This is a genomic window from Maribacter thermophilus (assembly GCF_001020565.1).
Classification (GTDB): Bacteria; Bacteroidota; Bacteroidia; order Flavobacteriales; family Flavobacteriaceae; genus Maribacter; species Maribacter thermophilus.
In genome coordinates, this window is the sequence record NZ_LDAS01000001.1 from 697,332 (window position 1) to 710,656 (window position 13,325).

Below are 13,325 nucleotides of genomic sequence, written 5' to 3' on the forward strand. Positions count from 1 at the left end.
TTCTCATATAGTAGTACGTAAAAACAAAGAAATAGGATGTTTTTTATTTAATTTTAATAATAGGTGTACCTTCTAACTTTTGCAATGTACTTTGCCAATCTAATAACTTGATGCGAGTACCCATATTCGTTATCGTACCATATATATAAAATAAGGTTTTTTCCGTTTTCCGAAACTATGGTAGCCTTGCTGTCATATACGGCTGGTGCAGAGGCTCCTACAATGTCGGAAGAAACCAATTCCTTATTGAGAGAGTACTTTATCTGTTCTACAAGGTCGCCTTCAAGGGCATACTTTTTTATAATGGTATTAATACCTTCCAATGAGGTCTTGTTCTTTATTTCTAGATTAAGTATGGCCAGTGAGCCATTGGGTACTGGAACCCTAATGGCATTGGAAGTAAGTTTGCCCTTTAAGGAAGGAAGTGCTTTGGCTACGGCTTGCCCTGCACCTGTTTCCGTAATAACCATGTTAAGGCCTGCCGCTCTGCCCCTGCGGTACTTGCCGTGCATATTATCTACAAGGTTTTGGTCATTGGTATAGGCGTGTATCGTTTCAAGGTGTCCCTTTCTAATGCCCAACGAATCTTCCACGACTTTTAATATAGGGGTTATGGCGTTGGTGGTACACGATGCAGCAGAGAAAATATGGGTGGAATCGGGATCATATTCCAAATGGTTGACCCCATGTACAATATTGGGAATTTCTTTTCCGGGAGCCGTAAGCAATACCTTAGACACTCCTTTTGCTTTTAAATGACGTGATAATTGAGTTTTGTCCCTAAAAGCTCCTGTATTGTCTATTACCAAAGCATCCGAAATATCATATTTTGTATAATCTATGCTCTCAGGTTTGTCGGCGCTGATAATATGAACCGTTGTGCCATTTATGATCAGCGAATTTTCTTGGGCATCTATGGTTACGGTTCCCGTAAACTTTCCATGAACAGAATCTGAGCGCAATAGACTTGCCCTTTTTTCTAATATGTCTTCGCTGATATCTCCCCTGACCACGATGGCCCTTAGACGCATTTGGGTGCCTTTCCCTGTTTTAGACATTAATTCTCTGGCCAATAATCGGCCGATTCTTCCAAAACCATATAGAACTACATCTTTAGGGCGAATGTCTTTATAATTTTTTGCGCTCTTAAGTTTGTCGATCACAAAGGCTTTTACATTGTTAAAGTTGTTGTCATCTGAATGGTATTCATAGGTTAGTTTCCCGATATCCAATTTTGAGGGAGGTAGTGGAATATCATTGATGGCCCTTAGTAATTCTACAGAATCAAAAATAGATATCGGTTTCTGTACAAACTCGCCCGCATATTCGTGCAGTTGTATTATATCACTGACATTACGGTCTATAAGTTGATTCTTGAATAGGACTATTTCAATTGATTTGTCATACCACAAATCACTAACTATCTTTATAAATTCGGTAGTGGCCTTTCTTCTGTCCGCTTGAAAGGCTAGTTCTTTTTCGTAAGATATTTTACGTGGCATAAGGTGTGAGATTGTTATATTTTGACTCAAAAGTAAGACAATAAAATATTTTTATAACAGATTTCTAAAAAAGAAGCATCCGTTTTTGGCGGATGCTTCTTGCTAAAACCATTTATAGGCGTTATTGAAAAATGAGTCTTTCTCTTTCGCCTCCCTTACTTAAAAGAGTGATTATTGTTTTTCCGTATCTTGATATAGCGCCGAAGGCCGTGTCCGCATCAGATATATTTTTTATCTCCCTATCGTCTACTCTCACAATAACCTTGCCTTCAAGTCCATATCCTCTGTATCTTTCCGGTACACCGATAATTTTTACGCCGTATTTGGTCTTATAATATTTTTTATCGGCTTCGGTAAGGTTTTTCACCTCCATTCCCATCTCCGGAACAATTAATTGCTGACGTTCTTTCAAGATTATGGGAAGAACCAGTTCTTCTTCATCTCTTTTGATGGTTACATTAATGGTGTCGTTAGGTCGCTTGGTGGAAAGGTATCCGGTCAAATCTGGATATTTATGTACATAGATATCGTCTACCTTTTTGATGATGTCCCCTAACTCCATGCCTGCTTCGTGCGCACCGGATTCTTCCTCTATATATTCAACATAAACACCGTCGATATTGTTTATGCCTCTTTCAACGGCATCCCTAGTATTCACGGGTGCAGGTCTAATACCCATAAATGCTTTACGAACATTGCCATACTCTATAATATCGTTGACAACTTTTTTTGCAATATTACTTGGCACGGCAAAAGAATACCCTACATAAGAACCGGTTTGGGAAGAGATTGCGGTATTAATTCCAATGAGGTCCCCGTTTGTATTTACCAACGCTCCTCCTGAGTTTCCGGGGTTCACTGCCGCATCTGTTTGAATGAACGATTGATTAGATCGGGTATCCAAACTTCTGGCCTTTGCGCTAACAATACCAGCCGTAACGGTAGAGGTTAAGTTAAAGGGGTTGCCGACCGCCAACACCCATTCGCCAATTTTTGTGTTATCGGAGTCTCCAAAGGCCAAATAAGGCAACTTTTCGTCCGCGTCTATTTTTATAAGTGCAATATCAGAATTAGGGTCTGTCCCTACCAATTCGGCCTCATAGGTTTTGTTGTTGTTCAAGGTTACTTGAAGTTGGGTGGCATTGGCGATTACATGGTTGTTGGTAACAATGTATCCATCTTGCGATATAATGACACCAGAACCCATTCCGACTTGGGGGGTTACTGTTTCCCCATAGCCATAAAAGAAGTCAAAGACGCTGGTTCTTCTCTTGTTCAAGGTCAAATTTTTAACGTGTACCACAGAGTTGACCGTAGTTTCTGCGGCGTTTGTAAAATCTACTTCATTGATTCCCGCACCTTTGGCAGAAGTGGGAGTATAGCTGGTGCTTACCACAGGGTGTGAATTGTTGTTAGAAGAAACGATGGTGAAATCAGTTTTCTCAAAGAAGAATTTATATGCTCCCAAAGTAATGGCTCCCGAAAAAATGGAAACAAGTAAAAGACTTCCAATTCTTTTCATAATCTATTCTGTTTAAAGGAATTCTATGTAAAATTACATTATTTCATTTTTTTTTGTGATGGTTTAACTACTTTTTAACTGCAAAAACAACTTTAATAAAACCCTATCTTTGTGACTTTATCTTGCTTATGGAAACTACATTTTATAAATATCAAGGAACTGGCAATGACTTTGTGGTCATAGATAATAGGACTCTTTTTTTTCCGAAAGAGGATGAAAGGTTGGTGGCCCATTTATGTCACAGAAGATTCGGTATTGGAGCTGACGGGTTAATTTTGTTGGAAAATGATGATGACACCGACTTTAGGATGGTCTATTTTAATGCAGATGGCAAAGAAGGCAGTATGTGCGGTAATGGGGGTAGGTGTATCGTTGCTTTTGCCAAGTTTTTGGGGGTTATAGAAGAAACCACAACTTTTATAGCGGTGGACGGTCTCCATGAGGCCTCTGTAGATAAAGATGTGGTAAGTTTAAAAATGCAAGATGTTTTAGAGATCCATACCAAACCTAACGCCATTTTTTTAAATACAGGTTCTCCTCACCATGTTCAATTGGTTTCGGGTCTAGATGATTTTAATGTTGTTAAAGAGGGGGCTAAATTACGGTATGGTATTTATGGCGAAGCGGGCAGTAATATAAATTTTGTTGAACAGGAAACACCTGATACCTTTAAGGTAAGAACCTATGAGCGTGGGGTCGAGGACGAAACATTATCTTGTGGAACGGGGGTTACGGCCGTAGCTTTGGCAATGCATCATTTAGGAAAGGCTGACGTGGGACATGTGAATATCGATGCGGTCGGAGGCAAATTAAAAGTTGATTTCAAATTAGACCAAAAAGAGTACCGTCATATTTATTTGACCGGAGAGGCAAAGCAGGTGTTTAAAGGTACGATTTCATGGTAAGCCTTAAAGGAGATAGTGTAAAGTTAAGGGCTCTTGAACAAAGGGATTTGGATTTTTTGTATCAATTGGAGAATAATCCTGCCGTATGGGAAATAAGTGGAACGGTTACGCCTTACTCAAAAGATGTATTGCAACTATATTTAGATAATGCCCATAGAGATATCTATGACGTAAAGCAATTGCGTTTGGTAATCTGTAAATTGGACGATACACCATTGGGATTTATAGATCTGTTCGATTTTGATCCTCAGAACAGAAGGGCCGGAGTGGGTATAATCGTATTAAGCGAAAAGGATCGTAACAAAGGAGTAGGGAGTGAGGCACTGCAGATTTTATGTAGGTATGCTTTTGGTGTCTTGCAGTTAAGGCAATTGTATGCCAATATTTTAGAGGAAAACACCCCTAGCGTACATCTTTTTGAAAAATTAGGTTTTGAGCTTGTTGGGGTCAAGAAAGATTGGATATCTTCTAACGGAAGATTTAAAAATGAATTATTATTTCAAAAGATAAATAAATAATGTATATCAAAAAGATTTTATTGGCCATTGTACTGCTTGGTCTTATTGGGGGTGGCCTTTTTGCTTATATGGTCTATAGCACTTTTTTTACGCCGAACACCAATTTCAACAATAAAGAGGCTTATGTGTATATTGCTTCAGAGTCCTCTTTTGATGAAGTTTTAGAGGATTTGACACCTTTGTTGACCGATTTGGATTCGTTTAAGTCAGCGGCACAAAGAAAGGGGTATGACCAAAATATAAGAGGGGGGAAGTATAGAATTTCTAAGGGAATGAACAATAATGAGATAATTAATACCTTAAGGGTAAACAACATTCCCGTAAAAGTTTCTTTTAACAATCAAGAAAGGGTGGAAAACCTGGCAGGTAGAGTTGCCGCGCAAATAGAGGCGGATAGCCTTAGTTTGATAAAGGTATTTAAGGATGTGGATTTTTTGGAATCCCATAATTTTAATTCCGACAATATGTTGTCTCTGTACATACCCAATAGTTATGAATTTTTTTGGAATACCTCTGCAGAAGAATTTAGAGATCGCATGTTGAAGGAATACGAAAGGTTTTGGAACGATGACCGCGTGGCAAAGGCAAGAGAGCAAGGACTTACCCCAAATCAAGTAATTACCTTGGCTTCCATAGTCCATAAAGAAACAGCAAAAGTGGACGAACGACCAAAAGTAGCGGGTGTTTACCTTAATAGATTAAAAAAAGGGATGCTTTTACAGGCGGACCCCACAGTTATTTATGCCATTAAAAAAGAAACCGGAAATTTTGACACGGTCATAAAAAGGGTTTTATATAAAGATTTAGAGTTGGATTCGCCGTACAATACCTATAAATATGGAGGGTTGCCGCCAGGCCCCATTACAATGCCCGATATTAGTGCGGTAGATGCGGTCTTAAACCCCGAAAAACATAATTACTATTATTTTGTGGCCAACGTAGAGAATTTTGGGTATCACATGTTTGCTGAGAATATTGTGCAACACAACCGAAATAAGGCGCAATACATCCGATGGATCAACTCTCAAAAGATAAATAGGTAGTTCAATTATCCGAATTTTAAGACATGTTAACTAAAACTGTATAGTTTTAACAAATACTTCTAAAAAGCTGGTAGAAAGTAATTTAAATTTGCAGCGAGAAATTTAAGCAAGCATTTTTTATGCTGTAAGTCTTAAGAAAAACGCTTTATGAAAAGATGGATATTAATAACTTGTCCACTTATCGTGATTTTTATTTTATCAAGTTATGGTTTCAGCCTTTACAAGGTTACGGTACCAGAATCACTTAAGATAAAAGAACCCATGCCGGTTTTGTTCCCTCAGGATGAGACCTTTTTCAAAAACAATTTAGTGCAACCGCCTTTTTTGGGAAGCAGGTTTGTTGGTTTCAAGGAGGCTTTGGCTTTTAAAGAGTCTCAAGGAAATTACTTGGCCGTAAATTCCTTTGGGTATATGGGTAAATACCAGTTCGGCGTTAATACCTTAGAATTGGTCGGTGTTTATAACATGGAGAATTTTTTAAAGGATCCGGCCTTGCAAGAAAAGGTGTTCAAGGTGAACATAGCGAGAAATAAGTGGATATTGCGTAAAGATATCAAACGATTTGTAGGTAAATACATTAAAGGTACCGAGATTACGGAATCAGGTATTTTGGCCGCTGCCCATTTGGCCGGTCCAGGTAACGTACAACAATATTTGAGGTCTTATGGCAAAATCGATGTAATGGACGGTTACGGAACTACCATTGCAACGTATATCAAGAAGTTTTCAGGATATGATATTACGTTGGTGGAACCGATTAAAAATCCTAGGATTTAAAGATTATCTGAATATGAAAATGGGAAAGCCTTGGCAGTTTATGTCAAGGTTTTTTTTATGCATGAATTATAAAAATGGCGGGTCTCTTGTGTAAGTCTATTTTTTCGTTTTTCCAATTAGCCGCATTTTTAGTCTTAATATATTCGGTGGGTAAGGTTAAATCACAGGCAACACATATTCTGGTGTTACCGGCTAAGGTTTTCTGTAGGTCTTCTAAGAGTTTGTTGTTTCTGTAAGGGGTTTCTATGAAAATTTGTGATTGGTTTTCTTCCCTAGACTTTCTTTCGAGTTTTTTAATCTCTTTCTTTCTATCAGAACTATCTATAGGTAAATAGCCGTTAAAAGCAAAATTTTGTCCATTTAAACCGCTGGCCATTAAAGCCAGTATAATAGATGATGGACCTACTAGAGGAACTACCTGTATGTTTTTTTCGTGTGCAATTTTAACCACGGCCGCACCGGGATCGGCAATACCTGGGCAACCCGCTTCCGATAAAATACCAATGTCATGGCCTTCTGAGCAGGGGATTAAAAAATTAGGGAGCTCTGAAGCTTCCGTAAATTTGTTCAAAGTGAATAAATGCAGACTTGGTTGCGATTTTCTAGGAGAAATCTTTTTTATGAAATGACGGGCTGTCTTCTCGTTCTCGACCACATAGTGGTTTATTTCCTCAATGGCACGCTTAATGGAAATGGGGAGTACTTCTAAAGGTGGAATTTCACCTAATGTGGTGGGTATTAAATAAAGTTTTCCCTGTTTTAAGGTTTCTTTTGCCATAATGGATTATTCTAATTTTTTTGCAATAGCGGAACAGGCTTCATTGATGAGATCAAATACGTTTTCAAATCCGTTAATAGAATCATAGTAAGGATCTGGCACTTCTTTTTCTGTACCGTCTATTTCATTAAGAAGCAATTTAACCTTGTTGCCATGGTGTGTACTATTGCTTAGCCTTAAGATGTTATTGTAATTGCTTTTGTCCATGGCGTAAATGATATCAAAATCATCTAAGTCCTCGGGTCTAATTTTTCTGCAGATTTGATCGCTTATATCTATACCGTATTTGCTGGCAACTTTGATAGATCTAGGGTCCGGTGGGTTTCCGATATGGTAACCCCCCGTACCCGCAGAATCTACATAAACCTTATTAGGGTCAACCTTGCTTTTTAGTATGCCTTCGGCCAATGGTGACCTACAGATATTTCCAAGGCAGACCATTAAAACTTTAGTCTTTATCAATGTTTATGAGAATTTCTTAGTAAGATCTTCTATGTATTTTCTGAACTGTTTGTCGGTTTCTGCAAGATTATCTACCGTTTTGCAAGCATGTAGTACGGTGGCATGGTCTCTTTTTCCAATTTGTGAACCAATACTCGCCAATGATGCTTTGGTAAATTTTTTGGCAAAGAACATTGCTAGTTGTCTCGCTTGTACGATATGTCTTTTTCTTGTTTTCGACTGCAGTGTTGCAACATCCATTTCAAAGTAATCGGAAACTACTTTTTGGATATAATCTATAGAAACTTCCCTTTTCGTGTTTTTCACGAATTTTTCGACCACCTGCTGCGCCAACTCTATGGTTACTTCTCTTTTATTAAGGGTGGACTGTGCTATCAATGAGATAATGGCACCTTCCAGCTCACGAATGTTCGTCTTAATATGTTTTGCGACATACTCGATAATGTCTTCCGGCATTTCCACACCGTCTCTATAGAGTTTGTTCTTTAGGATAGAAATTCGGGTTTCGTAATCCGGACTCTGCAATTCTGCTGAAAGTCCCCACTTAAACCTGGACAACAAGCGCTGTTCAAAATCTTGCATATCAACCGGTGCCTTGTCGGAAGTCAATATTACCTGTTTTCCATTTTGGTGCAAATGGTTGAATATATGGAAGAAAACATCTTGTGTTCCCGATTTTCCGGATAAGAACTGTACGTCATCGATAATCAATACATCTATCAATTGATAGAAGTGGATGAAATCGTTTCTTGTGTTCTTTTTTACCGACTCTATATATTGTTGAGTAAATTTTTCTGCAGAGATGTAAAGAACGGTCCTTTCAGGGTACTTGTCTTTTATCTCCACGCCTATAGCATGCGCCAAATGCGTTTTCCCTAGTCCAACACCTCCAAATACCAATAAAGGATTAAAGGAAGTGCCGCCTGGTTTGTTGGCAACGGCCATACCGGCAGATCTGGCCAATCTGTTAGAGTCGCCTTCCAGAAAATTATCAAAATTGTAATTTGGATTTAACTGCGATTCTATCTTAATGTTTCTTATACCCGGAATCACAAATGGATTCCTCAACTCAGGATTCTTTGATTTTATCGGAACGTCCATTTCTTGTGGCGCCATGTTACCTCTGTTCGAACTAGGAATTTTTTCGGTAAAAGGTTCCTTGTTGCCATAAGTGTTTTCCATTCTGATAATGTAGACCAACTTGGCTGATTCTCCCAATTGTTTAGTAAGCGCTACCTTCAAAAGTTTTACGTAATGCTCCTCAAGCCATTCGTAGAAAAATTTACTGGGAACTTGAATGCTTAGCGCATTATCCGATAATTTAATTGGTTTAATAGGCTCAAACCAAGTTTTGAATGCCTGCGGTTGGATATTATCTTTGATAAATATCAAACAGTTTTTCCAAACGGAATTAGCAGTAACACTCATAATAAAAAAAAGCTCTAGTTAATGGTTATAAATTAATCAAATCAATACCAGGTAAGAGTAATTGAGTTGATTCTGTCAAGCGGACAAATATGTGAACAAAAATTCTAAAAAAAAAATCAATCTCTATTGAATTTGACCTTTTTTTTTCTCATGTTCATTGTCTCGCTGGGGGAGCATTAAATATATAGTTTTTACTTTTAATAATATGGAAATAAATGAAATTTCTTTTCGGGTAAGATACGGTGAGACCGATCAGATGGGCGTAGTCTATTATGGTAATTATGCCCAATACCTAGAGATGGGAAGAGTAGAGTGGTTAAGGGCTTTGGGGATTTCTTATAAAGATATGGAAGAAAAAGGTGTGATGCTTCCGGTGGTAAGTCTTCAGATAAAATATTTCAATCCGGCTAAGTACGATGATTTGATTACCGTACGTACTTCCCTGAAAAAAATACCGTCTGTCCGAATAGAATTTGATTACACCATTTTAAATGAAAAAGGGGAGGTTTTGGTAGAGGCCAATACTGTGTTGGCGTTTATGGATTCTGAAAGAAAAAGGCCCATAAAATGTCCGGATTATATTTTGGAAAAACTAAAGTGATAAAAAAATACAAGTGGTATTTTTAAGTGGATATTTCTATTTTGTGATAGGCCTTCAATAATTTTTTTATTTTTTCGAAAGCTGTCTGCCGTACCGATATGACAAGCTCACATTTAAGGTGCATTTCTTGGGATATGATTTCCAGTTGGTGCTTTTTTATAAATCGCATTACAATATCCATTTCTTCGTAGCTAAAACGAAGTGTAATTTGCTTTTGAAGAATCTCTTCCTTTATTGTAGAGTTTTCCAATGTTAGTTTGGCAGTTTCCCTGTAGGCGCTTATCAGTCCTCCGACACCTAATTTAGTTCCGCCGAAGATTCGCGCGACGGCCACTAATATATTCGTTAGGTTATAAGATTGTATTTGCCCGTAGATGGGCATTCCTGCGGTATTGTTGGGTTCTCCGTCGTCATTGGCTCTATAGGTGGGGCTTTCTACTCCAATTTGCCATGCGTAGCAAACGTGATTCGCGGAGGGGTGTTTTGCTTTTAGGTTTTCGATAATGTCTTTAACCTCTTCCTCTTGCTTTATAGGAAAGGCATAGCCGTAAAACTTACTTTTCTTTTCCTTAAAAAGGATTTCTTCTGAAGGTTTTGCTATAGTTTTATATATGTCCGAAGCTTTCTTCATTTTACAAAAGTAAAAGGGTTTGTAATTTATTGCCAAAGGCTACGAGGATGATACTAATGACAGATAGCCCTATCCCGACCCAATTCTTAGGGCTTATTTTTTCTTTGAATAGGGCAATACCAAGTAAGGTGGATAACATTACAATGGCAACATTGTTCAATGTGAATATTGAAGCACTGTTTAAAATGTTTGAATCCAAGGCTTTCATTAAGAAGTAAATAGAAAAATAATTAGGAATGCCCAGACAGATTCCTCCAAGAATGTTTTTTATGTTGATTTTGATTTGTTCTTTTAGAGTCTTAAAAGCAATAAATAGGATTCCAGTGCAAGCTGCTGACCCGAAAACAATAGCGGAAAATAAAGGGTATTCCGTTTCTTTAATATGGGTTTCTTGAGTGTATTTAATGCAGGTGTCTATAATGCCCGATCCTAAAAAGACAAGTGAGGGGAGTAGTAGTGCGCGCTTATTGGTAATGGTGTTTTTGTCTTTTGTAGAGGCTAAATAAACAGCTGATAATGCTAGGATTATTCCGCCTATTTGAAGGTGGCTCAAGTGTTCCGAATATATGGCCACCCCAAATAATACCGGTAGCACCAATGACATTTTTGTAGCTATGGATGCTGCCGAAACACCGATTTTTTGAGAAGTGGCGGCCATTAGGTTAAATACGATGATAAATAGTATTCCTAATGCCAAAGTACTTAAAAACCAGGGTTTTGTCGGTATTTCGGAGATATTTATCGTTTCATTGTAAAAGTATAGTCCTGCGCAACAGGCAACTATATAATTAATAACAATGGCGTATAGGGTTTGTATGTGGAATTTTTTGTAAAGTTTAAAAACTACAAAAATTAGACTGGATGAGAGGATGCTTAAGCCTAAATATTGCATTATAGTTTATCTTTTAGTGCAATTATGTCCTCTTTTCCAACTTGTAGGTTCCAACAACGTATTCCTAATTGCGAAGCGCTGTCAGTGTTTTCTTGGGTGTCGTCCACAAAAAAGGTTTCATTGGCTTTTAGTCCATTTTTTTCTAATACAAATTGATAAATGGCTGCATCGGGTTTCCGCATATTGATAAGGTGCGAAAGGTAGAACCTTTCGAAGCAGTTTTTAAACTTTTCATAGCGCCCTGTCCCCATGTTTTTTATTACCTGTTCTATGTGAAGTTCATTGGTGTTGCTTAATAAGAACAATCGGTATGTGCCTTCAGACGCTAAAGTGGAAATAAAATCCAATCGGTATTCTGGAAAATCGAGTATAATGGAATTCCAGGCTTCGATTATTTTGTTTGGAGTGGCCTGGGGGTAAATTTGATTTATCCTGTTGATGAATTCTTGGGTAGACACTAATCCTGTTTCGTATTGTTGTCCTAGAATTTCCAATTCTTTGGTTGGTGTTGTAAAACCAAAAAGTGACATTTTCTTGAATACGGCCTTTTTGTCCAAGTTTATGAAAATGTCACCAAAATCAAATATGATGTTCTTGATCATTTCTTAAGGTTGTTAATTGGTCGTTTATCAGTTGTTGTTTATGAAGGACGGTTCCTTTTATGGAGGGTGCTTTAATTCCGTTTTTAAATGTTGAGTTGCCGGTAAAAATTCTTGCTTCGTCCCATAAGTTTGCATCGATAAAGCTCTGTAGTGTCGTGGAGCCTCCTTCTACAATAATACTCTGAATGTTTGATTCATGTAGGGTTTTGCAGATATTTATAATAGTATTTTTTGAATAATCAATATACTTATAATCAGTGTATTGTGATATTTTATGTTCTTTTTTACTTGAAGTTAATATAATAGTGTTTTGATTGTTTTTGTGGATATGGTAGTTGGAGGGTATTTTTAGGTTTTTGTCCAAAACTATCCTTATTGGGTTTTTTCCGGACCAAGAGCGAACGTCTAATTTTGGGTTATCTTCAAGTGCGGTTTTTGTGCCTATCAGTATGCCTTGTTCTTCGCTACGCCATTTATGCACTAGTTGTCTGGATATGTTGTTGGTTATCCAGAAAGGTTCAGGGTTGTTTGTGCTACGCATTTCTTTGGAAGGAGCTATGAAGCCATCCGCTGTTTCCGCCCATTTTAAAACAATATAGGGGCGTTTTTTTTCGTGAAAGGTTAAAAATCGTTTATGGTGTTCTCGGCATTCTTCTTGTAAAACCCCAATAATGACCTCGCATCCTGCGTTTTTTAGTATTTCTATGCCTTTGCCCGCGACTTTTGTGTGAGGATCTTTTAGGCCTATTACAACTTTGGGGATTTTATGTTCTACGATAAGGTTGGCACAGGGCGGTGTTTTACCGTAATGTGAGCATGGTTCTAAAGTAACGTATAGTGTAGATTTTTTTAAAAGCTTTTTATTGTGCACACTTTCAATGGCGTTGACTTCGGCATGGGGTCCTCCAAAAGCACTGGTGAACCCTTCTCCTATGACCGTGTTATTATAAACTATTACAGCACCTACCATAGGGTTTGGAGCTGTTTTTCCTAGGCTACATTTCGCGATCTGTATGCATCTGCGCATATACTTTTCGTCAATTACACTTGTATTTTGTACTGTTGCCCTTTGCATTAGGTAGGTTTTATTTTTATTACTGTATCCCCTTTAGCATTTTATGCATTTCCTGTATCTTCACCCGTCAAAAATAGTACTTTAAAACTAGCTAGGGTAAACTATGGAATCACCAGTTATAAGAGAAATAAAAAAAGAAGACAATGTGGCTGTGGCAAGAGTAGTTCGCAAAGTTTTGGAAGACCTCGGTGTTCCTAAAGTGGGTACGGCCTATGCCGATAAGGCTTTGGATAGTATGTTTGAAAATTACCAAAGGCCAAGGGCTAGTTATTTTGTGGTCGAAGATGGTCAAAAAATTATAGGCTGTGCCGGGGTGGCACCATTGGATAATTACGAGGGCAATGTTTGTGAGCTGCAAAAGATGTACTTTTTAGAAGAGGCAAGGGGTAGGGGTATAGGTAGTAAGATGATTAAAATTTGCATGGAAAAAGCGAAGGATTATGGATTTGAAAAATGCTATCTTGAGACCATGCCGTATATGAAAATGGCACAGAGGCTGTATGTAAAAAATGGATTTGAATATTTAGATGCCCCGTTAGGCGATACAGGGCACTACTCTTGTCCGGTTTGGATGATAAAAGAGCTATAA

15 protein-coding genes are annotated in these 13,325 nt (G+C 38.0%); 6 read left to right on the top strand and 9 right to left on the bottom strand.

Annotation, left to right across the window (positions count from 1 at the left end):
• Positions 1-53: 53 nt before the first annotated feature.
• Positions 54-1,502, bottom strand: coding sequence for a glyceraldehyde-3-phosphate dehydrogenase (locus AB657_RS02960; RefSeq protein ID WP_047245134.1), 1,449 nt, complete (start codon positions 1,500-1,502; stop codon positions 54-56).
• Between the two features lie 121 nt (positions 1,503-1,623).
• On the bottom strand, positions 1,624-3,024 hold the full coding sequence (locus AB657_RS02965) for a S1C family serine protease (RefSeq protein WP_047245135.1): 1,401 nt from the start codon (positions 3,022-3,024) through the stop codon (positions 1,624-1,626).
• Between the two features lie 128 nt (positions 3,025-3,152).
• Here AB657_RS02965 and dapF point away from each other — a divergent pair, with 128 nt between their 5' ends.
• The 4 genes from dapF to AB657_RS02985 all read left to right on the top strand — a co-directional run bounded on the left by dapF (position 3,153) and on the right by AB657_RS02985 (position 6,267).
• Positions 3,153-3,929 carry a diaminopimelate epimerase gene (dapF, locus tag AB657_RS02970; protein ID WP_047245136.1) on the top strand — a complete coding sequence of 259 codons (777 nt, stop codon included), beginning with the start codon at positions 3,153-3,155 and terminating at the stop codon, positions 3,927-3,929.
• Positions 3,923-4,447 (top strand): GNAT family N-acetyltransferase, encoded by a 525-nt coding sequence (locus AB657_RS02975; RefSeq protein ID WP_047245137.1) that lies wholly within the window; start codon positions 3,923-3,925, stop codon positions 4,445-4,447. The genes dapF and AB657_RS02975 overlap by 7 nt, the downstream gene beginning before the upstream one ends.
• Positions 4,447-5,490, top strand: a complete 1,044-nt coding sequence (mltG, locus tag AB657_RS02980) for an endolytic transglycosylase MltG (protein WP_047245138.1) — start codon at positions 4,447-4,449, stop codon at positions 5,488-5,490. The genes AB657_RS02975 and mltG overlap by 1 nt, the downstream gene beginning before the upstream one ends.
• A gap of 147 nt (positions 5,491-5,637) precedes the next feature.
• Positions 5,638-6,267: a hypothetical protein gene (locus tag AB657_RS02985; RefSeq protein WP_047245139.1), complete on the top strand. Its 630-nt coding sequence runs from the start codon at positions 5,638-5,640 to the stop codon at positions 6,265-6,267.
• 55 nt (positions 6,268-6,322) lie between these two features.
• On the opposite strand, the gene AB657_RS02990 is transcribed toward AB657_RS02985, so the two are convergent.
• Genes AB657_RS02990 through dnaA form a run of 3 tightly spaced genes read right to left on the bottom strand, consistent with a single transcriptional unit; the run spans position 6,323 to position 8,935 of the window.
• Positions 6,323-7,045, bottom strand: coding sequence for an SAM-dependent methyltransferase (locus AB657_RS02990; RefSeq protein ID WP_047245140.1), 723 nt, complete (start codon positions 7,043-7,045; stop codon positions 6,323-6,325).
• A gap of 6 nt (positions 7,046-7,051) precedes the next feature.
• On the bottom strand, positions 7,052-7,504 hold the full coding sequence (locus tag AB657_RS02995) for a low molecular weight protein-tyrosine-phosphatase (RefSeq protein ID WP_047247764.1): 453 nt from the start codon (positions 7,502-7,504) through the stop codon (positions 7,052-7,054).
• Between the two features lie 6 nt (positions 7,505-7,510).
• The gene (dnaA, locus tag AB657_RS03000; protein ID WP_047245141.1) at positions 7,511-8,935 is read right to left on the bottom strand and encodes a chromosomal replication initiator protein DnaA; all 1,425 of its coding nucleotides are present in this window, start codon (positions 8,933-8,935) and stop codon (positions 7,511-7,513) included.
• A 205-nt stretch (positions 8,936-9,140) separates the two neighbouring features.
• Between dnaA and AB657_RS03005 the strand changes: the two genes are divergently transcribed.
• The gene (locus AB657_RS03005; protein ID WP_084696365.1) at positions 9,141-9,536 is read left to right on the top strand and encodes an acyl-CoA thioesterase; all 396 of its coding nucleotides are present in this window, start codon (positions 9,141-9,143) and stop codon (positions 9,534-9,536) included.
• A 22-nt stretch (positions 9,537-9,558) separates the two neighbouring features.
• On the opposite strand, the gene AB657_RS03010 is transcribed toward AB657_RS03005, so the two are convergent.
• The 4 genes from AB657_RS03010 to ribD are packed head-to-tail and all read right to left on the bottom strand — an operon-like array spanning position 9,559 to position 12,736.
• The gene (locus AB657_RS03010) at positions 9,559-10,167 is read right to left on the bottom strand and encodes an IMPACT family protein (protein WP_047245142.1); all 609 of its coding nucleotides are present in this window, start codon (positions 10,165-10,167) and stop codon (positions 9,559-9,561) included.
• A 1-nt stretch (position 10,168) separates the two neighbouring features.
• Positions 10,169-11,059: a GRP family sugar transporter gene (locus AB657_RS03015; RefSeq protein WP_047245143.1), complete on the bottom strand. Its 891-nt coding sequence runs from the start codon at positions 11,057-11,059 to the stop codon at positions 10,169-10,171.
• Positions 11,059-11,661, bottom strand: coding sequence for an HAD family hydrolase (locus AB657_RS03020; RefSeq protein ID WP_047245144.1), 603 nt, complete (start codon positions 11,659-11,661; stop codon positions 11,059-11,061). The genes AB657_RS03015 and AB657_RS03020 overlap by 1 nt, the downstream gene beginning before the upstream one ends.
• Positions 11,639-12,736, bottom strand: a complete 1,098-nt coding sequence (gene ribD / locus AB657_RS03025) for a bifunctional diaminohydroxyphosphoribosylaminopyrimidine deaminase/5-amino-6-(5-phosphoribosylamino)uracil reductase RibD (protein WP_232304835.1) — start codon at positions 12,734-12,736, stop codon at positions 11,639-11,641. Before ribD ends, AB657_RS03020 begins: the two co-directional genes overlap by 23 nt.
• A gap of 103 nt (positions 12,737-12,839) precedes the next feature.
• Here ribD and AB657_RS03030 point away from each other — a divergent pair, with 103 nt between their 5' ends.
• The gene (locus tag AB657_RS03030) at positions 12,840-13,325 is read left to right on the top strand and encodes a GNAT family N-acetyltransferase (protein WP_047245146.1); all 486 of its coding nucleotides are present in this window, start codon (positions 12,840-12,842) and stop codon (positions 13,323-13,325) included.